The organism is Paenalcaligenes sp. Me52, assembly GCF_050487965.1.
GTDB lineage: Bacteria > Pseudomonadota > Gammaproteobacteria > Burkholderiales > Burkholderiaceae_B > Paenalcaligenes.
Genome location: NZ_JBKQFO010000001.1, coordinates 1,438,364 through 1,458,704, shown reverse-complemented (window position 1 = coordinate 1,458,704; position 20,341 = coordinate 1,438,364). Strand labels below are relative to the sequence as shown.

Here is a 20,341-nt window from a genome sequence, read left to right as displayed (position 1 = left end):
GGCTGCAACGACAGCCTAGACGCCATTAGAAATCAGCCATCCAAAGCTAGCATACCTACTAGCGATCACTTGGTAGGCGTAAAAACCACCTTACTAAACAGAACCCAAAAAACTCCAATTGCAACTACGACCACACCAACCACGGCTATGCCCATCACATAAGTATCAGTCGTGGCTAGCATCAATGCCGTAATAGTACTCACCCAATACGTAAGCACTGCTGCAGAGACGATAAACGCCATCTGCATCGCAGCTTTTGCTTTACCGGTTTTCCAGAGGACTATCGCTAGTAGCGCTACCGCTGTAGAAAGCAAAATAGGCGCTACGAGTGCTGCACCACATACCAGAACTAGAAAAATAGCTATCTGCACCTTAAAGCCTCACAGGTTTTATTGCTGTTCATAATGATAGCGCCCTATAGGCATGTCTCGCTGATCTATTTCATACGCGAGCCCTTGCCAAGGCTAACACTACCAGTACACTGATAGAGCACCTCCGCCCCCCTATCCCCTTGCACAGTGACACGCCCAATCATGACTGACATCACTCTCCGAACAGCCCGTTTCCCTAGCGATCAACCCGCAGTACTTGAGATTTTTAGAGAGTATGTCAAAAGCCCTAAACAAGATCTGTCCTACCAGAATTTTGAAACCGAGTTTGCCTTACTACCAGGCGACTATGCAGAACCTGCTGGTCGTATTCTATTAGCGTGGCACAAGGGTAATGTCGTTGGGTGTGCCGCTATTCGTAAGGTTGATCACTCAGCATGCGAGCTAAAACGGGTGTATGTTCGCCCTGTTGCCAGAGGCTTAAATATCGGCAGATTATTAGTTGAGAAGTTAATCGCTGAAGCTACGTTGATTGGCTATTCGCGTATGTGCTTAGATGTGTTGCCTGAGTTTCTTACCGCGCAAAAACTCTACGAATCCTTAGGCTTTCTGCCTGCTAATCCCGTTAGCTACAACCCCGTTCCTGGTACTAAATTTTTAGCCTTAGAACTGTAAGCACAGCATGGGGGAGTTCACACGGTTCAGTACTAGCATCACATTTAGCAGACACAAAAAAACCGACAGTGTTTATACATGCCGGTTTTTTAGAGCTATCTCTTCTTACATGGCGATGTAAGAAATGAGATTACACAACTTGGATATTCGTCGCGCAAGGTCCTTTTTGACCCATGCCAGCAACAAAAGACACTCGTTGGTTCTCTTCAAGAGACTTAAAACCTGTCCCTTGGATTTCGCTATGGTGCACGAAAAGATCTTGGCCTCCATTCTCCGGAGCAATAAAACCGAAGCCTTTTTCGTTATTAAACCATTTAACAATGCCGATTTCTGTATTCAATGTAAATCCTAAATTATCAAGGGAAACATATCCCTCTGAACACTATCGCAGTTATCGTTGACGATAGATAGCTCTGTTACAAAGTAAACGTAGGCCACGCCCTTGTACCACTCCTCTTTTTGCGCGCAACACCGCTTGTTTGGCGGAAACGTGCCAAATACGTTGTCATAGTTTGCATAGCTACTCTCAAAATCGCTGTTACAAAGTATAGGTGTACTTTGATGTCTTAAAGCCCCATAGTAAATAAGTGCGTTAACACCACACAACTACAACAATCATAAATACGGCCAGCATCCTCGCTCGCCTATAACTTTTTACTACGCGTTCACTTTTTTCTACGCTACGCTTTTGGCAGCACCTGCTCCCAACCGCTCTCACTGATCAATATGAAGAAGCGTTGGAGATCTTAAATGATTTACCACAAACTGAATCAGGGTGGCCTGAGCCCCCTGCACGTCTCCCCTTTGCTTGAACCTCAAAAAACAGCTAAACAGCAAGAAAAACAGGCACAGGAAAGACGACTTTCTGAAATACGCCGCAATTTTGCTAGAACCCTAAAAAGCAGATTTGCTTAACTGTTCTACAAACAAGTAAGCCAGCCTACATGAGTAGTCTGGCCACTGCGAACAGCCCCCATACATACTTGTCTAGACCTAGGTTGATTAGCTACTCACTCCTGACATAGCTAATTTTACTGACGTGTATTGCCACGCAATATGCAAGTAAAAACATAGGAGTCCTAGGCTATTTCACAGAGACGACTACAATGTAGGTTCATTTAAGGAGTCTTATGTTGAAATTTGAGCCCAATGAACGGGCGTATCTGTCAGAAATCCGTGCCCTGTCTACCGATCAGGACGACAATGAAATCTTTGTAGGCATGACGGTCAGTGAGTCCGTCTGGTATGCCAACTACGTACAAGAGTCATTCAACGGCACGGTTACTCGAGATGATGCAGCGCAAGATCGCTATATCTCACTACACACTCAACATGAAGAAATGCGTAGAACCATCTTGGCAGCAGAGTCTTTGGCATGGCCATCAAACACTGCTTTGTCATAAGTTCTGTGACGCGTAGGCATTTATGCCTAACCTACAAAAACGCCACCATACACAATTATGGTGGCGTTTTTTTGCTCTATCTTTACTATTTATACGCACTACTTCGATGTTTCATGCACTTATCGTTCCAGTAACTCTGAAAGCTTGCACTCAGCGCGTAACGTCTGATCCTCATTACTTTTGGCTGAAACGGAAAAAGCAGTACAGCACACCGCTACAAGCATATTTATTCGCGTTATCTTCCCTGTTTTACACAGCGTAGATTTCAAACCAATCTTGCTAGATACCCCCTACTAGAACCACTGCGCAATCAATGGCATCAACAATGCAGCCAGCAGCACTTGTAGACTTAATGCCAGCCCCGCAAACGCTCCAGCATCCGCATTGACCTGCAAAGCACGAGCAGCACCAATACCGTGTGATGCCGTCCCTAGACTAAAGCCACGCGCCACCCAGTCCGCATCTTTAGTACCCACGCCCAAAAATCGGAATAGAAAACTGCCCGACAATGCGCCCACCAAGCCTGTTAACACCGCAAAAACAGCCGCCAATGCTGGCACACCACCTATTTTTTCAGCGATACCCATCGCCACTGGTGCTGTCACTGATTTCGGCGCTAAGGAACGCAACACATCATCCGGTAAACCCAATGCCCAGCCCAATACTACGGCAACTATCGCCGCGGTTGCTCCACCGGCTAAGGCGGCTATGACATAGCGCCCCCAGCCTCGGCGTAATTCTTCACGACGTTCCCATAAAGGAAATCCCAGCGCGACAACGGCTGGCCCTAACAGAAAGTGTATAAATTGCGCGCCAGCAAAATAGGTGGGATATGGCACCTGTGTAATCATCAACCCAGAGCCCAACACAATCACTGACCACAGTACCGGATTTGCTAAGGGAGCCTGACCTAAATGGACATACACACTATGGGCCAGCACATACACTGTGATCGTGGCACTTAAACCAAACAGAGGTTCCGATGAGAGATAAACCCAAAGCTCAACAAAATTAGGCATCACGATTCAGCTCCTCTTCAGTGGTTTCGTACTGATTACGGATTAAACCGCGCACCAGCAGCACTGTCACAACCATACCGGCCCACGTTGACAGCAAAATAACCAAGCCTAGTTTGAAACCATGATCGCGTATCAAGCCTAAGTGCGTGATGACCCCCACCCCTACCGGTACAAACAATAAAGACAGGTGCGACAACAAAAAACCCGCTGCCACTTTGACTGGCTCTCGTATAAGAGGAAAGTGCAGAGCAAAAACCAGCAGCAACATGCCAACCACAGGCCCAGGAAATGGCAACTGCAATACACGAGCTAAGGCTTCACCCGCTAATTGCAGCAACATCAACCACATGATTCCTTTTAACGCTTGCATAAAATCTGGCCTTTTCTAAGTAAATTCAACGTTAGCGAATCCAAACAACAAGGAAAATATACCCCTACTTCTGCATATAAAACCGGTCTTCAGCCTGCCACTCGACAAGGATAATCTGGCGTATTGCTATAAGCCAACAATTGCACTTTTTTACTTCATGACAGCAATCGCATAACAAGGTGCAGAATGCTTTATACCAAATATCAGTGATAGGCAAGCATATCGCAAATCCGCATAATTGCCACTCAAGGTCACGATGCACGCGAGACCGCTATCTCCCCCACTGTTTTCAGGGGGAACAATAACAATAAGGCTACGGGTCATTATGAATCGCATGTATAAATTGGTGTTTAACTACAGCACAGGCCAATGGCAAGTTACCAGCGAATTAGCTAAAGGACGCGGCAAGAGTCGTGCGCGAAGCGTGGTGCACACGGCCTTCTTAACAGTAGTCTGCGCCACACCTACCGCACAGGCTCTGGCTGGTGTAGTGGCGATCGGCGACGTAACCCCCTCGGCGAACTGGAACCTATCCAATGACATGGTCGTCGGCAATTCAGCGTACGGTTCGCTGTTGATTGAGTCTCCGGCGACGATCCTGCGCAGCGCCAGTGGCTGGCTGGGGGCGGCGCCGGACGGCGAGGGCACGGTGACGGTCTCGGGTCCGGGCGCGTCCTGGGAGGTCAACGGCCGTCTGGTCATCGGCGCCAACGGCAGCGGCACGCTGACGCTCGCCAATCAAGGTGTAGTCTCGGTGGGTCTCAACGGCCAGGGGAGTGTCGAGCTGGCCAGCAATCGCGACGCTGTCGGCGTCATCAACATCGGCAACGCACCCGGCGGCGCTGCCGCTGATGCCGCCGGCATTCTGGACGCATCAGAGGTGCGCTTTGGTGCAGGCAGCGGCACGCTGAACTTCAATACATCGGGTGCCCAAATCTTCGCATCCGCCCTGAACAGCGGCCAGGGGGGGCAACACCAGCTCAATCACTACGCCGGCACCACGTTATTGCTGGGCGACAGCTCACGTTTCGACGGCGACACTACTATCACAGGCGGATCCCTGCAGATCGCCAACAGGCTGGGCACCGAGCAGGGCCGGATCGATGCCGGTGCGGCGCCTGACGCCTCGGCCCGGGTCAACGTATACAACGCGGGCGCCACTTGGGCTCTGACCGGCAACCTGTTCGTTGGCGGCAGTGGGCTCGGCGAACTAAGTATCTTTTATCAAGGCACGGTCTCGAACCAGTTCGCCACGGTTGATGCACAGCAGAACGGTGTAGCGACCGTCACGGTTTCGGATGTGGGGACGCTCTGGAACAATCGCGCGGCGTTGCTGGTCGGTTCGGAGGGCGGCAAGGGCGCCGTGTCGGTTCTGTCAGGCGGATATGTCGCTAGCGTCGATGGCGTCGTCGGGCGCAAGCAAAACGGCAGCGGAAATTTTCTGGTGTCGGGGTATGGGTCGACCTGGGCCAATACCGGCGAGCTAAGGGTGGGCGACGTATCCGGCCAGGGCACCCTGAACATCGAATCGGGCGGCACCGTCTCGAACCGCGACAGCTATGTGGGTAGCATGAGTGGCTCCGGCGACGTCGTAGTACGTGGCTCCGGCTCCACGTGGAATAACAGCGGTGCGATGACCCTGGGCTTTGGTGTTGGAACCGCCTCGGGCACCCTAACGATAGCCCAAGGTGGCACTGTCAATGTCGGCACATCCGGCACAGGGGTTGTTTCGCTGGCAACGGACCGGTTCCTAATCTTTCCTACCAGCGGCACCCTCAACATAGGTGCCGCTTCAGGATTACCTGCCGTAGGCGCGGGCACACTCAACGCCGGTGCGGTCCAGTTCGGCGCGGGCATTGCCACGCTGAACTTCAACCATACCGATAGCGCCTACCGGTTCGCGACACCGTTGCTCAGTACAGGCAGCGGCGCGCACAGCCTGAATCAGATCGCCGGCACCACGTTCCTAACGGGCGCTAATGATGCCTTCCTAGGCAAGACTACGGTGTCTGGTGGCAAACTGGTGGTGCTGGGGCAATTGGGCGGCTCGGCACACGTAACTGGCGGGACTCTACAGTATGGCGATGGCACTACTGGCGCTGCCAGTAGCTTGTCTGGAGATCTGAAGATATCAGGCGCGGGGAGCACGCTGGCTGTGCAGGGACCTGCGACGCTGGGGACCACGGGTAATATAGAAATGGCTGACCACACTATTCTCGATCTCACGGCAGGCGCGAACGGTGTTGCACTTCGCGCCAATACCATGACGCTAGGCAATGATGTCACATTCAACATAGACGGTATCAGTAGCACAAACCCAGCTGAGCTTGTACTGATCGATACTAGCAACGGCATCACCGGAGACTTTGCCACAATAACGACTGGCGGCTTCAACGGCTCCGTGGATTACCTCACTCTCAATACACGCAAGTCGGCGAACAATCTCCAATATCTGGCCCGATATGATCTAAGCTGGAGCGCCAACAACAACCTATCACACGGTACCTTCACGCTAACCGACGCTTCCGATAAATTCACCGTAGGCGTGGCCCTGAACGACGAATCGGCCAATAGCACATGGAATGGCAAAGCACTCACAAAAACCGGAGCAGGAACGCTGATACTCAATGGTGCTAACACTTACAGCGGTGACACCCTAATCACAGGCGGCACTCTACAATATGGCGATGGTATGACTGGCTCAACCAGCCACTTAGCGGGTGAGCTCACTGTATCAGGCGTAGGCAGCACTCTTGCTGTAGAAGGGCCGTCAAAGCTTGAGCTATCTGGCGATATGACTCTGGCTGACCATACTGCGCTCCGACTCGCTATCGATGCCAATAGCACACCATTGCACGCAAAATCTATCACGCTAGGTACCGATGTAGCACTCAAACTGAGCGGCATCCACAGCACTACCCCAGTAGAGACATTGCTCATAGATACGGTCAACGGTATCAACGGTGACTTCACTACCGTCAATTCCAATGGGGTTGGCACAGTAGACTACCTGAATCTCAACACACGTAAATCAGCCGATAACCGCCAATATTTCGCCCGTTATGGCCTGACATGGAGTGCCAACAACAACTTATCACATGGCACCTTCACCCTCGCAAATGCTTCAGACTATTTCACGGTTGGTGTTGCACTGACCGACGAGTCTGCTAATTCCGTGACAGGCTGGAATGGCACTACCCTGACCAAGGCAGGAGACGGCACACTCGCTCTGAGCGGCACGAATAGCTACAGTGGTGGAACCTTAATCACTGGCGGTACGCTACAGATTGAGCACGATGCAAATCTGGGTGCAGCAACGGGAGGGTTACTGTTAGAGGGCGGCACACTCGCAACGACAGCCTCGTTCGAGACAGCAAGGACTATTTCTATTACGCAGTCTGGTGGCATTAATGTAGCCGCCAATACTGCCCTACTCTTAACTGGCCCACTGACCGGCAATGGCGATTTCACCAAGTCAGGCAACGGCCTACTGACCTTGCAAGGCGATCACTCCAGTTTCTCAGGCCAAACACTCGTAAACAATGGGCAGTTGGTCGTCAACGGCCAACTGGGTGGTTCCCTCACACTGGGTAATGGCAGTGTACTGGGGGGTAATGCCAGCATTGGGTCACACCCAGGCTCAACCTTAACCGTTGCAGCAGGCGGTACGCTCTCGCCAGGCAACTCTATAGGCTTACTTACTGTTAAGGGCGATCTGGTCATGCAACCGGATGCCCGCTTTGTGGTAGAAACAGACCCTACCAGTACCGCAACCGATCGTGTCCACGTCACGGGCAACGCCCTACTCAACGGCGGATCAGTCATACATGTAGGTGCAGCGGGCCATTACCAACCACACAGCAGCTATACCATCATGGAGGTAGAGGGCACCTTATCAGGTCGCTTCGATAAAGTCGCCTCAGATTTTGCCTTCCTCACGCCTAGTTTGGACTATGACTATGGTCAAGGCCGCGTCTCATTGAATCTAGACCGCAACGATGTAGTGATGGCGCTCACCGGCGTCACGCCTAATCAACGTGCCACTGCTGCTGCCATTGACAGCATGGGCATAAACAGCGGGCATGCTCTCTACAATGCAGTAGTCAGCCTACCCGACGACGCAGCGCTATTGCATGCCAGTTTTGACCAACTATCCGGTGAAATTCACGCATCGGCTAAAACGGTACTTCTGCAAGACAGTCTCTATCTGCGAAATGCGATGGGCGATAGGCTGCACAATATATCCAACACACCGACTAGTTGGCTACAAGCCATAGGCAACTGGAATCATGTTGATGGCAATCACAATACTGGTAGCCTTAAGAGTTCAAATGGCGGCTTCCTGATGGGAGTCGATGCACCAATCGCTAACAACTGGCAACTTGGCCTATTAGCGGGCTATAGCCGAACCAGCTTTGATGTAAACAGTCGTTCCTCTTCCGGCCACAGTAACAATTACCACGCAGGGATTTACACAGGCGCACAATGGGGAGCATTACAACTACAGGGTGGACTTGCTTATAGTTGGCATAATCTCTCCACGCGTCGTTCGGTGAACATGCCTAGCTTGAATGAGCAGCTCAACTCTGATTACCGAGGCCGCACCGCTCAAGCTTTTGTCGACCTAGGTTATGGCCTGAAAGCTGCTAGCGTTACCGTAGAGCCATTCGTCAATCTGGCTTACGTGAATCTACACACTAACCACTACAGCGAAAGCGGTGGTGCTGCCGCACTACAAGCCTCTGGCCAAACCTCACACACCACGTTCTCAACACTGGGATTACGCGCTTCCTCTTCTATAGAGATAGGCAGTACCTCAGTGATTGCGCGTGGCTCACTGGGTTGGCGCCATGCAATGGGTACTATCACACCATCCACGACACAGTCATTCTCAGCCGGTACTGCATTCAATATCGAAGGTGCCGCAGTAGCAAGAGATAGCGCAGTACTAGAACTAGGCGTGGCCATGCAACTTCAACCCCGCACTTCGCTAGGCCTAAGCTACCAAGGACAACTCTCTGATACAGTGCAAAATCATGGTGTAAAAGCCAATCTACTCGTACGCTTTTAATAGAAAAAGGGCTCACAGAATTGTGAGCCCTACTCTACGTAGTACTCGTATAAGCCGATGTGACGCTTATTTCGCAAAAGTGCTGTAGCTAGTCATCAGATTGCGGTAGTCAGGGATATGGTTAGAGAACAACTGCCCCAAACCTTCCACGTCATTACGCCAGTCACGGTGCAGTTCACACGCCACACCAAACCATGTCATCAACTGAGCGCCTGCTTGAGACATACGATCCAAGGCGGAATCACGTGTTAGCTCGTTGAAAGTACCGGAAGCATCGGTCACCACAAACACATCAAAACCTGCTTCTAGTGCAGACAAGGCTGGGAAAGCCACGCACACTTCAGTCACCACACCCGCGATGATCAATTGTTTTTTACCCGTGGCTTTTACTGCATCCACAAACTCTTGGTTGTCCCATGCATTGATTTGACCAGGACGAGCAATATATGGTGCATCAGGAAACTGAGCTTTGAGTTCTGGCACCAATGGGCCATTAGGGCCTTGTTCAAAACTGGTGGTCAAAATGGTAGGCAAGTTGAAGTACTTCGCCAAATCCCCCAACGCCAATACGTTGTTTTTGAACTTGTCTGGATCTATATCTCGTACCAAGGACAATAAACCAGCTTGGTGGTCTACCAACAATACAGCAGCGTTGTCTTTATCTAAACGTACATAAGGTTTGCTCATGAGAAACTCCTCAAATTAACAGGGAAGTAGAACCTTTACGCAATGTCTTGCACATTCATGTTGATGTACGGGGTTTTGAGTAAAAGTGCCATGTACTCATAGTAAAAGCTGCCACACTGCTGTACTAGTCGTTCATTTTGAGCATCATCGTCCTATTTTTAGAACGACAAATACCAATCTACAGACCACAAACCTGTTTTCATGTCTATGTATAGATCTGAAAACTAGCCTTCAGCGGCTGCCAAATACGCTTGTGTAGATGTCACCTTACCGTATCCAAACACAAATGCTGCCATCAGCGCCGCATGCACATGTTCTGCTGGCACAGTAACCTCACCAAAACGCAGCTCTAGCGTAGCGCACGCATCATGCAACACGGTGACAGGATATCCCATATCCACGGCAGCACGTACCACGGCATCCACACACATATGGCTCATCGCCCCCACTACAACCAACTCGTCCACGCCCTGCGCATCCAACTGCTGCTTAAGGTCGGTTTCTCTAAACGCATTGATGTAGTGCTTCACAATCACCGGTTCGCCAGTCATGGGTGCTACAACCGTTTGAATGTCAGCACCGTCAGAACCAGGCACAAAAATAGGAGCCGTTTCACTAGTCGCTTCGTGCCGTATATGAAAAACAGGCATCGCTTTTTGCCTCGCATCTGCGATCACGCGTTCAGCATTCGCTACTGCTGCCTCAATACCCGATAAAGGGAGTTTGCCTGTTGGTAGATATTCGTTTTGTAGGTCAACAACGATTAAGCCGCGTTTTGTCATGGTTTCATGCTCCGTAGATAATCACTTCAGAAGCTCTATGATCGTCAAAAACACACAATGTGCGAAGTGGCGGTACTGACAATATAAAGGCCAATAACGACATCATCCTATACTCGCCATGATCATAACCACCGCACAACTACGCTTCAGAGGCTGATGTGGTTGTAGTGCTAAAACGGCGTCTATAGTCGCTAGGCGCTAAGCCCACAATGCGTGTAAATACCTTACGAAAAGCGCTAGGATCGCTATACCCTACTTCCCACGCAACTCTATCGATGGATGCATTGCCAAACTGCAGTAACTCGCGTGCCCTGCCCACCCGTAAACGCTGGCAATACTCGGTGGTAGTCATCCCCGTTGCTTTCTGGAATCGGCGTAAAAAGGTACGTTCTTCTAAGCCAGCTTCACGCGCTAACGTGGCCAGAGCCGTATCATGGGCTTGGGTCGCTTGCAGCCAATGCTGTACCTTTAACACAGCGGCGTCACCATGCGTCAGCCTAGGCGAAAACACACTATAAAAACGCTGCTCACGCCCTGCTGGGTCCACCAATAAAATGCGCGCAGTAGCAATCATCACAGACGGCCCCAGCAACCTATCGACTAATCTCAGCCCCAGATCCGTCCACGCCATTAAGCCGCCTGCAGTGATGATATCCCCATCATCAATGATGAGTTGATCTGCATCCACCACCACATTGCCAAATTGTTGACGCAGTAATTCCGCATGGGACCAATGTGTGGTCATGCGCCTATTGGCCATCAACCCGGTCGCGGCTAAAGGAAATGCCCCCGCACACACCGACGCCAACACGACACCCTCTGCGTGCCGTTCACGTAACCATGCCAGCAACGCAGGCATGTCTTGCGATGACAAGGGGTCTCCTAAGGCAGGCGGCAAGATCAACGCTGCTAACGCATCAGAGGCAATGGCAGCATAACTATCAAACGTTTTCTGTGGTACCGCGGCTGTTGCCTCGTAATGCCAGTGCGAGACTTTAATGGCTGGAACATCTGTTCCAACGTGTGCCGCAGCGACTCTGTTTGCTACTGCAAACAAGTCCGTCAGCCCCAAGATAGCTGCCTGTTGTGAGCCTGGATACATCACAATCCCAATTTCTTGCACGCTGTAGCTCCTACTGTCCCGCACGTCATAGTACTGACAGTATAAATTGGCTACCTATCTACTTGGGGGATCACCCTGCCTACCCCTGGTAGAAAGATCAGCGACTGCTTCAACATAGAGAAGACACGCGTGATCAGGCGTATCTAGCTAACCACTACGCTAGTTATAATCACGACTAAGGCGAATTAAAAAGGGAATTATTCATGCGTAGAACACTAGCTCTGTTGGGACTGCTCCTGACCCTATGTATAGGCGGACTTTCAACGTCACATGCGCAAACGCATCGCTACAACCCAGAGCAGTTAGAAGAAATGAAACAGTTAGCCAGAGATGGTGTAGCCGTAGCGCAAGCCACATTAGGTATGGTTTATTCAGACGGCAAAGACCTACCCCAAGATTATGAAAAAGCACGTTATTGGTTAACCTTGGCCTCGGATCAAGACTACGCCTTAGCTCATGTGCAATTGGGCTTTATCTACTTACAAGGCTTGGGTGTCGACGCCGATCAAGCTACAGCGCTGGAGTGGTTTAACAAAGCTTGCACAGCGGGTCTTGATGGTGGCTGCAAACTGCATGAACGCTACTCCAAATAACACTCATGGACTCTGCGTTCACTGTATTACGTAAGCAAACTCCATAAAAAAAGCCGCAACCAGTAGGTATGCGGCTTTTCTATTAACTGTATAAGAATTACAGCAAAGACGACGCGTTATCCAACACGTAATCGCAAGCTTTTTCTTTAAGATCGTCTTTGACTTTGCTGATGTCGAAAGATGAACCATCGCTACCCGACAACATGCCAGTCAGACCTTGCTGATAGCCAGCATCTTGCTGTTGTTTAGCAGGGGTATCCATACCCAACTTGCCCATTAACTGACCTTTAATATTGTCAGCATTCGTCGCGTTCAGGTATTTGTTTTTTAGGCAATACTCCAAAATACCCGCCACGTTACTGGCTGCGCCACTACCAATGCTGGGTAGGCCCATTGATGCACCGATGCCTCCTAAACCGGCAGCACCAGAACTTCCACCGCCTAGGCTACTACCAAGGCTTTCTGTAGCTTGGCTTTTCAAACCGCCCAACATATCTGCTGATACAGGTGCGGAAAGAGCCACGCCTACTGCAGCGGCTGCCAGCAGTTTTACCCCTAAGAATTGACGCATTAGTTTCTCCTGAGTTTATGGTTTTCCACCGGCCTACCCGGTATGTAAAATCGTACCCCAAGCTTTATGGCTACAGGAAAAAGTATGCGACTATTTGTTAATTCTTAGTATTTCACCCGAAGACACCAACGAATAGTAAGACGCTCTTTCACTAGGGTGCTTTGACGTTATGGCGATGAGTAGCGCGATCTAGCAATACAGCTTTTAAGACGCTTAAGTATGAAGTGCTGGCATCTTTGGTAGCCGTTAGCAGTGTGATATCACCATTATTCAGTAATGTCAGCAACGGATCCAAACATGACGCCTCAGACAGCAACTGCTTTGTATACGCTATTTGAAATGCCGGCACATCCAACTCTCCAGCGTGAAAAGCCTTACGCAGTTCGGTACTGGGGCTGGCCTCTTTGTACCACTGTATATCGCCTAACGCCTCTTTACGTAAGCCGCGTGGCCAAAGCCTATCGGTCAGAACACGTGGGTGATCTACGGCCGGATGATGTATAGCATGTTGAATACGATCCAAAAAAACCCTCCCCACCATATGTCCTCCTTTCCCTTCCTAATTCAGGTCAAACTATTCCCTGCCATAGCAAAAGCATAAAACTTGGAATCGCTATCACATACTTAATAGCTACCGCTTTGCACGACCATACCGCAAGTACATCGCAACAATAGCAACCGCTAGCCCGATAAACAAAAAGGCGTAACCAAACACAACCAAAAAGAATGGTTCATGCAAAAAACCTTGTTCATCCACGCTATCGCCCAACCATGCTCGCAGCCCAAAGCACAGCAATGACAACGCTAAACATACTCTATACACATATCTACACACGCTTAAATACCTCACAACCAACTCACACTTCATATCATAACCTTAGGACACTAGCGCTGATTCCAACGCATCGATATCGGCATCACATAACAAAGGTTTAATACGCTCAAACTGCTCAGCAGAGAGCTCGTATACGCGCAACGCCAATAGGCGCTCAATGGTGGTGTCACTAAAGCGTTTTTTCACAACCTTGGCTGGATTGCCTGCAACAATGGCGTAAGGTTCTACGTCTTTGGTCACAATAGCACCTGACGCAATAATGGCTCCTTCACCTATGCAGATTCCCGGCATAATCATGGCACGCATGCCTATCCATGCGCCATTACCAATAATCGTATCGCCCTTAGCTTGGTAAGAATGCTCAATGTTTTCCATAAACGGGTATAATGAGAACCAGTCTGTACGGTGCGTATGATTGCCACCCATTAAAATGACTGCCTCTGCCCCTATGCACACATAGTCGCCCACATAGAGTTGGTCAACTTCCCAAGCGGGTTGCCAAGCTTGCAAACTATAGGCATCACCATACAGATACCGCACCACACTGTGCTCAAAACTCTCTGACCATGCATTGCTGTAATAGCTATGCGTACCGGTGTGATGAATATTGGGATTGCTATGAGTTTGGTGCAAAAGCTCTACTTTTGACCAATGCTTGATATCTGACATATGCACGAAGACCTTTTACGTATTTTTATACGTATGCAGTGTACTTGTGCAGCATCACAGCAAGCAATGTTGTCACGAACGCTTAAACGCTACCTGTAATTACCCACGGATGCCGGTAATATTTGTAGTGTTATTGATCTTGAATGGTGCTGCAGTATTTTCTAGATCAGGCGTTACACGCGGGGAATCGCTCACGCCACCCAACCCCTGTGTAGTCATCAACTGATTATTCACGTGGTTTTGTTGATTCATCCATCCATCGTTACTGGCCACATCTTTATACTGTGCTTGTAATGCAATGCCCCATGGGCTATTACTTGCCCATAAAAGTAATAACAAAATAACGAAAGTGACACGGTTTGTGCTAACGGTTTGTTTCCACCCATATAAACACTCACTAACCACACGCCACAACACATACCCAGACTCGCCTCTGGTTTTATATACGTTACGCATTGGTGCTCCCAGATAGCGATAAATAACGTTTTTTGACACTCCTATTTACATGATACGTAAGCAAATGTCGTTGCGCTATCACTGAAAACTGGTAGTTCCTACGTTTATACCTCACTGTTTTTTATTGAGTAATTTACGTCTTTACCTAGATATCCAGGGATAATCCTTTATTTACATAAACGTAAATAAATTGCTAAATAGTTACATCCTCAGCATATACATCAGGGCCATAAAGCCTCATAGTGCTGAACTGAAAACTAATTCACAAAACAATCACAAATAAAAGCTAGTATTAATTACTCGCTTATAACTTTTAAACGCATTTATTTATATATGCTACGCAAGGGAAACTAACCCAACCATTGCTCAGAGCAAGAAAACTAAAGATGCGTTGGAGATCACCATGATTTACCAAAAATGCAATCAAGAAACTAATAACACGCTGCATGTAGCCTCTGTCATCGGCGCCGACAAACGTTCACCAGAACAAAAACAGGCCCAAGAACAACAGCTCACAGAAATACGCAGAAATTTTGTGCGAAATATCAAATACAGAGCATCTAGATAAATAAAAAAACCGCTAACTATAGCGGTTTTTTATTTCTATATATTTAGCTCAATGTTCAGCCTATAAGTTGTAAAGCGTTCATTTTCAGAATCGGTACGTCAATCCCAGAACAGGCCCTTTCATACGCACGTCGTATACATGACCACGGTGCTGATAATCCACATCCAGCACTTTGTAGCCTACTGAGGCAGAAAGATTGTCTGAGAACACATAGTTCACGGTCCCCAAGGCAGACCACGTATGTTTGGAACCCATTCCAAAGCCCCCTATATCGGCTTGCATTTGCAGTGACCAGTTATCTGTCACAGGCACAAATGCCCGTACGCCTAACAGCGGGTCCACCCAATTAAAGCTTTCTTTTTGACTGGCCGAGATTGAGCCTATACCTGGATGGCTAGCGGTCACCCTAACATCCGTAGAGATATGCCAAAAGCGCACACCGCCCAACGCATCTAAGGTGAAACCTGGTGTGTCTAACACCCTATAGCCTGCTTGCAGGGTAGCCATAAACTGTTTGCTTTTTACCTTAGCTTTAGTATCTGCACCAGCGGGGATCGTCACGCCAAAACCCGGTAGTTGAAATGCCGATAGCGGGCCACTGGCCTCCGCACCTCTCGTGCTGATGTACATCATGTCGCCCGAGAACACGAAGCGATCACGACGCCCCCACGCATTAATAAAGCCGCCCATGCTGAAGTCACTCATCACATCAGAGAAAGACTTTTCTACACTCATCGTGGGCCCATGCTTAAACGGTGACATATGGCCTTTGATTCCAGCCGCCCACACATAAGGCGTAATCTGCCATGTCCAAGCACTATTCGTTTCGTTCAGCCACGGTGATGATTCTGTATTATCCGCAGCCTGGCTTGGTGCAGAAACAGCCGCACTGCATAACGCAATCGTCAAAGAATGAAGGTATTTATTCACCGTGCGGGATTCCTGAAAGATAGGGAGTTCTTTTTATACCTTGATCGACTTTCTCAGGGCAAATATCAGCATCAGAATGAGTGCTACAGCATGTGTTTAGCTGTAGCCACCTGCCTACAAACATGTAGCACAGAGGTATTAGGCATAAAAACCTAGCAGGCGTTCTTGTTCGTCGCTCTAAACGAGTGCTATTATCATTTCATAGTTCTATGGAAGGTGCCTTCTTGTGCCTTACCACATACTGTAGAACCGTAAGCGTTTACGTTAACCAACGCGCACTGCTTTTTAGTTAGCAGGGCGTCCGTATGCGTAATCGATTCGGTACCCTGCTCTTATTTGGGTACCACATGCAATCTTCTCGCTCCACCTTACTAGACCTCATCCGCATACAAGGCGCTATTGTCTGCTGCTTTTTTGTAGTGGGTTTATCGTTGGGCGCCCTACCGCTCTATATCTCTAAAGACCTTGCTGCCAGCGACACCATCGTAGGTGTCGTCATTGGCTCGCAGTTTATTGCCTCGTTAGTCAGCCGTGTTTTTGTAGGACAGCTCTTAAGCACCGTAGGTGTGCGGCGTTGCGTGATGACCAGTTTGATTGGACTAAGCTTATATGGTCTGATCTTAGCCACCACCAACTTTATGTCTAGCGGCACCATCACCATTTTAATCGTCGCCCGGTTAATGCAAGGCTTGGCTGTGGGCGTACTCACGACTGGCGCCATTATGTGGGCCATACATAAACTGGGCGAGTCCAGCACAGCACGCGTGCTATCTATGACTGGCATATCCATCTATGGTGCGGTAGCGTGTGGTGCTCCTATTGGCATTTTGCTCTTCACCTACGTAGGATTAGGCGGTGTGGCGCTGTGTATTGTCATACACGCTATTGCATCGGCCTTATCGCTCCTAAGTGTAGAAAATAGCCAAGCCCCTACCAACAAGAAAGCAGCAGGGAAAGCCGTATTGGCTAAGGTGGCTCTACCTGGCAGTATCTTGTTTTTGCATGGTGTGGGATTTGTATCTATAGAAGCGTTTATCTCGCTGTACTTCTCAGTATCAGGATGGTCTGCCGTCACGCTCGCCCTCTCCTTATTTGGTATTGCCTTTGTGGTGGTGCGATTAGTCGTAGGCCACTTATTGCAAGGTCAGCACCTAGCCAGACTGGTAATGATGTCCTTAAGTGTGCAGGCAATAGGCTTAGTCTCACTGGCTTTTGCACCCACCCAGTATTTGGCATTGTTGTGTGTAGCTGTTATTGGCGGTAGCTGCTCACTTACCTTCCCTGCATTAGGAGCTATCGCTGCTGGACGCTGCGCCGTACATGAACGCGGTACCGCGATGGGCTTTTACTCTGGTTTTCAGGATGCTTCGTATGCAGTGACAGCACCAGTGATCGGCATGGCTATTCATCAGTTTGGTTACAGCACTGGTTTCATACTTGCCGGCGCATGCGCATTGCTTGGCCTGCTATTGTTAAGCAAAATTCATCGCTAGAGCCTGCTGCCGCTGCTACACACCATGCTAGGTCTACATACTGCAACCCTATGGCTGTTTGGTGCCGGCTTACCCCTTACTACGACGCATGGTGTAGTGTAATGACTCCCCGCTGCTTTTTTTACACTGTAGTTATGACTATTGAACTTGACCGCGACACCAAGGCTAGAGCCATCGAGTCCATCCAACGATACTTCGATGAAAACATGGAGGAATCCATAGGTAACATTACAGCGAATGCGTTGCTGAACTTTTTCCTGCAAGATATAGCACCAAGCGTCTACAACCAAGCGGTACAAGACGTGCAAGCCAAAATTCAGCAACACGTGGAAGATGTAGACATTGAAGTTCATGCTGAAGAATTCCAGTATTGGCCCAGCCAAAAACGCTAAGCACTGCGCCACCATCGTAGACAACACCTACCCGCAGCACTCTGGCTACCGGATTGTTGCGGAGCATGGTACTACACGGCTTAGCTAAGCCTTATCTAGCCGTGTCTTTAGCCGCTTTCTGGTTGTTGCAAATTTCACAGCAAGCACCTCTATTTCTCTCTGCACAATGCAAAAAAATATTTTCGTGAATTTCGCTTTTCTATAAAATTAATTTTGCTATTTTTTGACACTCACAGACCTGTCCCTGACTTTCAAAAAGTAGAGTAATTACTCTTTTGACTTATAAAGTACGGACCTCATTCATGAGTACTCTCACCACCTCTTTGCTTGATTTCCAAGAAGAGCGTCAAAAACTTCAGAGCGACACATCGCAGTCCAAACCCGAACGCCAAAACCCCTGTTACGCCTGTGGTGTGTGCTGCCAGCATTTCCGCATTTCGTTTTACAGCGGCGAACTGATGGGCGAAACGGGCGGCTGGGTCCCTGTAGAGCTAACTACCCAGATCGGGCCACTGCGCGCCTGTATGAAAGGAACCGAAAAAGGTTCAGGGCGCTGCATTGGTTTACGCGGTGAAATTGGCGACCCCTCTATACGGTGTGGTGTATACGAGCAACGCCCTTCAGTATGCCGAGAGTTTCAAGCCTACGATGTTCATGGCACCCCTAATCCAGACTGCCAACGCTTACGATTAGCGGCCGGATTACCTCCACTGGATGATATTCCTCCTAACGATAACGATTTAGCAGCGTAATAATTAATCGTTATTCGGGTTTGCTAGAGTTGTAATTTTTTATAAAGCCCGTAAACTTGAGGCCGTCATTCTAAATGGTTCAGGAAAGAGACTTCTTACGAAGCGCCGACGGAGCAACCGCCCCGGAATCTCTCAGGCAAAAGGATCCTGAAACCATGACAATCTGGAGAGAGGCAAACCGTGTTTTGCCCACCGAAGGGGACCACGATCTCAGTGGAACAAGCTCTCAGGTAACCGGACAGATGGGGTGTAGCCGCTATGTAGCGGGCTACCCCTATTTCTATATCTGGAGCATTCCCCCATGACTACCATTGCTGTTATTGGTGCCGGTATTACTGGCGTGACCACAGCGTACGCCCTTAGAGAACAAGGCTATGACGTTATTGTCATGGACCGCCAACGTTACCCAGCCATGGAAACCTCGTTTGCTAACGGTGGTCAATTGTCGGCATGTAACGCTGAAGTCTGGAACAACACTGGGACCGTACTTAAAGGCCTGAAATGGATGTTCAAGCGCGACGCTCCGTTGCTGCTGAACCCAGCCCCTACCTGGCACAAATACTCGTGGATGGGCGAGTTCCTGTACAACATCCGTAATTACGAAAAAAACACCGTAGACACAGTCAAACTGGCTATTGCTGCGCGTGAGCCTTTCCATCGTTGGGCTAAACAAGAAAACATCGACTACGATTTGGAAGAACGCGGCATCTTGCACGTGTACCAAAGCAAAAAAGGCTTTGAGGCAGGTATTAAAGTAAGTGAACTGCTGGCTAAAGGCGGCCTAGAGCGCAGCACCGTCACGCCTGAAGAAATCCGCACTATTGAGCCTACATTGCAAGGTAAATACTACGGTGGTTTCTTTACACCTAGCGACTCTACCGGCGATATTCATAAGTACACTCGTGGCTTAGCTGAGGCGTGCGAGCGCAAAGGCGTAACGTTCATGATGGACGTAGAAGTTAGCAGCATTGCTCAAGCTGGCTCCAAACACCGCATTCAATACATCTCTAAACTCACTGGCGCGCCACAACACCCTGAGTCTGTTGAGGTAGATGCATTGGTAATTTGTGCCGGTGTAGGTAGCCGTAAATTGGCTGCTATGGTGGGCGACCGCATCAACATTTACCCTGTTAAAGGCTACTCCATCACTATTCCTTTGGAAGATGAAATCAGCCAGACTTCTGCCCCTTGGGTCAGTTTGCTGGATGAAGAAGCCAAGATTGTGACTAGCCGTTTAGGTAACTCCCGTTTCCGTATTGCTGGTACTGCCGAATACAATGGTGAAAACCGTAATATTCGTGCTGACCGCGTCAACCCTCTGACCGAATGGGTACGCTACAACTTCTCAGGTGTTAGCACAGAAAACGCTATTCCTTGGGCTGGCTTGCGCCCAATGATGCCTGACATGATGCCTCGCATTCAAACAGGCAAACAGCCTGGCGTGTTCTACAACACTGGCCACGGCCACTTGGGCTGGACCTTGTCTGCCGCTACTGCCGAAGCCGTTACTGCCTTGGTACACAGCAGTATCAAACCCTAAGCCTGTCGTTAAAAACAAAAAAGCCCTGCCTCATCATGAAGCAGGGCTTTTTCTATGGTGCCAATGCTCTACACGGATAACGG

At 49.3% G+C, this 20,341-nt stretch carries 21 protein-coding genes and 1 riboswitch; of the genes, 8 read left to right on the top strand and 13 right to left on the bottom strand.

The window, feature by feature from the left end; genetic code table 11:
- Positions 1-65 precede the first annotated feature (65 nt).
- Positions 66-371, bottom strand: coding sequence for a hypothetical protein (locus tag ACLO87_RS06845; RefSeq protein ID WP_430223158.1), 306 nt, complete (start codon positions 369-371; stop codon positions 66-68).
- 162 nt (positions 372-533) lie between these two features.
- Between ACLO87_RS06845 and ACLO87_RS06840 the strand changes: the two genes are divergently transcribed.
- The gene (locus tag ACLO87_RS06840; RefSeq protein ID WP_430223157.1) at positions 534-1,004 is read left to right on the top strand and encodes a GNAT family N-acetyltransferase; all 471 of its coding nucleotides are present in this window, start codon (positions 534-536) and stop codon (positions 1,002-1,004) included.
- Between the two features lie 130 nt (positions 1,005-1,134).
- Here the strand turns inward: ACLO87_RS06840 and ACLO87_RS06835 are convergent, their stop codons facing one another.
- A complete protein-coding gene (locus tag ACLO87_RS06835; protein ID WP_430220026.1) occupies positions 1,135-1,344 on the bottom strand; it encodes a cold-shock protein in 210 nt (69 codons plus the stop codon).
- 790 nt (positions 1,345-2,134) lie between these two features.
- Between ACLO87_RS06835 and ACLO87_RS06830 the strand changes: the two genes are divergently transcribed.
- Positions 2,135-2,407, top strand: a complete 273-nt coding sequence (locus ACLO87_RS06830) for a hypothetical protein (protein WP_135865447.1) — start codon at positions 2,135-2,137, stop codon at positions 2,405-2,407.
- Positions 2,408-2,700: 293 nt separating this feature from the next.
- Here the strand turns inward: ACLO87_RS06830 and ACLO87_RS06825 are convergent, their stop codons facing one another.
- Both ACLO87_RS06825 and ACLO87_RS06820 read right to left on the bottom strand, forming a co-directional pair.
- Positions 2,701-3,426 (bottom strand): LrgB family protein, encoded by a 726-nt coding sequence (locus ACLO87_RS06825; RefSeq protein WP_430223156.1) that lies wholly within the window; start codon positions 3,424-3,426, stop codon positions 2,701-2,703.
- Entirely contained in the window at positions 3,419-3,796 is a 378-nt protein-coding gene (locus tag ACLO87_RS06820; RefSeq protein WP_430223155.1) for a CidA/LrgA family protein, read from the bottom strand. The genes ACLO87_RS06825 and ACLO87_RS06820 overlap by 8 nt, the downstream gene beginning before the upstream one ends.
- Positions 3,797-4,121: 325 nt before the next feature.
- On the opposite strand from ACLO87_RS06820, the gene ACLO87_RS06815 reads away from it, so the two are divergent.
- Positions 4,122-8,867, top strand: coding sequence for an autotransporter domain-containing protein (locus ACLO87_RS06815; RefSeq protein WP_430223154.1), 4,746 nt, complete (start codon positions 4,122-4,124; stop codon positions 8,865-8,867).
- A 66-nt stretch (positions 8,868-8,933) separates the two neighbouring features.
- On the opposite strand, the gene ycaC is transcribed toward ACLO87_RS06815, so the two are convergent.
- From ycaC to ACLO87_RS06800, 3 genes are all read right to left on the bottom strand, one after another.
- The gene (gene ycaC / locus ACLO87_RS06810; RefSeq protein WP_135865442.1) at positions 8,934-9,554 is read right to left on the bottom strand and encodes an isochorismate family cysteine hydrolase YcaC; all 621 of its coding nucleotides are present in this window, start codon (positions 9,552-9,554) and stop codon (positions 8,934-8,936) included.
- A 224-nt stretch (positions 9,555-9,778) separates the two neighbouring features.
- Entirely contained in the window at positions 9,779-10,336 is a 558-nt protein-coding gene (locus ACLO87_RS06805; protein WP_430223153.1) for a cysteine hydrolase family protein, read from the bottom strand.
- A gap of 139 nt (positions 10,337-10,475) precedes the next feature.
- Positions 10,476-11,459, bottom strand: a complete 984-nt coding sequence (locus ACLO87_RS06800; RefSeq protein WP_430223152.1) for a GlxA family transcriptional regulator — start codon at positions 11,457-11,459, stop codon at positions 10,476-10,478.
- 203 nt (positions 11,460-11,662) lie between these two features.
- On the opposite strand from ACLO87_RS06800, the gene ACLO87_RS06795 reads away from it, so the two are divergent.
- Positions 11,663-12,052, top strand: a complete 390-nt coding sequence (locus tag ACLO87_RS06795) for a tetratricopeptide repeat protein (RefSeq protein ID WP_135865439.1) — start codon at positions 11,663-11,665, stop codon at positions 12,050-12,052.
- A 97-nt stretch (positions 12,053-12,149) separates the two neighbouring features.
- Here the strand turns inward: ACLO87_RS06795 and ACLO87_RS06790 are convergent, their stop codons facing one another.
- The 6 genes from ACLO87_RS06790 to ACLO87_RS06765 all read right to left on the bottom strand — a co-directional run bounded on the left by ACLO87_RS06790 (position 12,150) and on the right by ACLO87_RS06765 (position 16,081).
- A complete protein-coding gene (locus tag ACLO87_RS06790; RefSeq protein ID WP_135865437.1) occupies positions 12,150-12,623 on the bottom strand; it encodes a DUF2501 domain-containing protein in 474 nt (157 codons plus the stop codon).
- Between the two features lie 151 nt (positions 12,624-12,774).
- Positions 12,775-13,164, bottom strand: a complete 390-nt coding sequence (locus ACLO87_RS06785; protein WP_430223151.1) for a DUF488 domain-containing protein — start codon at positions 13,162-13,164, stop codon at positions 12,775-12,777.
- A 90-nt stretch (positions 13,165-13,254) separates the two neighbouring features.
- Positions 13,255-13,491, bottom strand: a complete 237-nt coding sequence (locus tag ACLO87_RS06780) for a DUF3955 domain-containing protein (RefSeq protein WP_430223150.1) — start codon at positions 13,489-13,491, stop codon at positions 13,255-13,257.
- A gap of 9 nt (positions 13,492-13,500) precedes the next feature.
- Complete coding sequence (locus ACLO87_RS06775) at positions 13,501-14,127, bottom strand: CatB-related O-acetyltransferase (RefSeq protein ID WP_430223149.1); 627 nt, start codon at positions 14,125-14,127, stop codon at positions 13,501-13,503.
- Positions 14,128-14,226: 99 nt separating this feature from the next.
- Entirely contained in the window at positions 14,227-14,583 is a 357-nt protein-coding gene (locus ACLO87_RS06770) for a hypothetical protein (protein ID WP_430223148.1), read from the bottom strand.
- 652 nt (positions 14,584-15,235) lie between these two features.
- The gene (locus tag ACLO87_RS06765) at positions 15,236-16,081 is read right to left on the bottom strand and encodes a hypothetical protein (protein ID WP_430223147.1); all 846 of its coding nucleotides are present in this window, start codon (positions 16,079-16,081) and stop codon (positions 15,236-15,238) included.
- Between the two features lie 347 nt (positions 16,082-16,428).
- On the opposite strand from ACLO87_RS06765, the gene ACLO87_RS06760 reads away from it, so the two are divergent.
- The 4 genes from ACLO87_RS06760 to ACLO87_RS06745 all read left to right on the top strand — a co-directional run bounded on the left by ACLO87_RS06760 (position 16,429) and on the right by ACLO87_RS06745 (position 20,258).
- Positions 16,429-17,574: an MFS transporter gene (locus tag ACLO87_RS06760; RefSeq protein ID WP_430223146.1), complete on the top strand. Its 1,146-nt coding sequence runs from the start codon at positions 16,429-16,431 to the stop codon at positions 17,572-17,574.
- A 134-nt stretch (positions 17,575-17,708) separates the two neighbouring features.
- Positions 17,709-17,966, top strand: coding sequence for a DUF2164 domain-containing protein (locus tag ACLO87_RS06755; protein WP_135864494.1), 258 nt, complete (start codon positions 17,709-17,711; stop codon positions 17,964-17,966).
- Positions 17,967-18,268: 302 nt separating this feature from the next.
- The gene (locus ACLO87_RS06750) at positions 18,269-18,718 is read left to right on the top strand and encodes a YkgJ family cysteine cluster protein (RefSeq protein WP_135864492.1); all 450 of its coding nucleotides are present in this window, start codon (positions 18,269-18,271) and stop codon (positions 18,716-18,718) included.
- Positions 18,719-18,790: 72 nt separating this feature from the next.
- Positions 18,791-18,876: riboswitch (glycine riboswitch) on the top strand.
- A gap of 143 nt (positions 18,877-19,019) precedes the next feature.
- Positions 19,020-20,258, top strand: a complete 1,239-nt coding sequence (locus ACLO87_RS06745) for a D-amino acid dehydrogenase (protein ID WP_135864490.1) — start codon at positions 19,020-19,022, stop codon at positions 20,256-20,258.
- Positions 20,259-20,341: the final 83 nt, after the last annotated feature.

Coding starts and splice junctions, on each gene's coding strand:
- ACLO87_RS06840 (WP_430223157.1), top strand. CDS start 534: ATGACTGACATCACTCTCCGAACAGCCCGTTTCCCTAGCGATCAACCC.
- ACLO87_RS06755 (WP_135864494.1), top strand. CDS start 17,709: ATGACTATTGAACTTGACCGCGACACCAAGGCTAGAGCCATCGAGTCC.
- ACLO87_RS06770 (WP_430223148.1), bottom strand. CDS start 14,583: ATGCGTAACGTATATAAAACCAGAGGCGAGTCTGGGTATGTGTTGTGG.
- ACLO87_RS06785 (WP_430223151.1), bottom strand. CDS start 13,164: ATGGTGGGGAGGGTTTTTTTGGATCGTATTCAACATGCTATACATCAT.
- ACLO87_RS06750 (WP_135864492.1), top strand. CDS start 18,269: ATGAGTACTCTCACCACCTCTTTGCTTGATTTCCAAGAAGAGCGTCAA.
- ACLO87_RS06815 (WP_430223154.1), top strand. CDS start 4,122: ATGAATCGCATGTATAAATTGGTGTTTAACTACAGCACAGGCCAATGG.
- ACLO87_RS06790 (WP_135865437.1), bottom strand. CDS start 12,623: ATGCGTCAATTCTTAGGGGTAAAACTGCTGGCAGCCGCTGCAGTAGGC.
- ACLO87_RS06830 (WP_135865447.1), top strand. CDS start 2,135: ATGTTGAAATTTGAGCCCAATGAACGGGCGTATCTGTCAGAAATCCGT.
- ACLO87_RS06745 (WP_135864490.1), top strand. CDS start 19,020: ATGACTACCATTGCTGTTATTGGTGCCGGTATTACTGGCGTGACCACA.
- ycaC (WP_135865442.1), bottom strand. CDS start 9,554: ATGAGCAAACCTTATGTACGTTTAGATAAAGACAACGCTGCTGTATTG.
- ACLO87_RS06780 (WP_430223150.1), bottom strand. CDS start 13,491: ATGAAGTGTGAGTTGGTTGTGAGGTATTTAAGCGTGTGTAGATATGTG.
- ACLO87_RS06820 (WP_430223155.1), bottom strand. CDS start 3,796: ATGCAAGCGTTAAAAGGAATCATGTGGTTGATGTTGCTGCAATTAGCG.
- ACLO87_RS06825 (WP_430223156.1), bottom strand. CDS start 3,426: ATGCCTAATTTTGTTGAGCTTTGGGTTTATCTCTCATCGGAACCTCTG.
- ACLO87_RS06775 (WP_430223149.1), bottom strand. CDS start 14,127: ATGTCAGATATCAAGCATTGGTCAAAAGTAGAGCTTTTGCACCAAACT.
- ACLO87_RS06760 (WP_430223146.1), top strand. CDS start 16,429: ATGCAATCTTCTCGCTCCACCTTACTAGACCTCATCCGCATACAAGGC.
- ACLO87_RS06805 (WP_430223153.1), bottom strand. CDS start 10,336: ATGACAAAACGCGGCTTAATCGTTGTTGACCTACAAAACGAATATCTA.
- ACLO87_RS06795 (WP_135865439.1), top strand. CDS start 11,663: ATGCGTAGAACACTAGCTCTGTTGGGACTGCTCCTGACCCTATGTATA.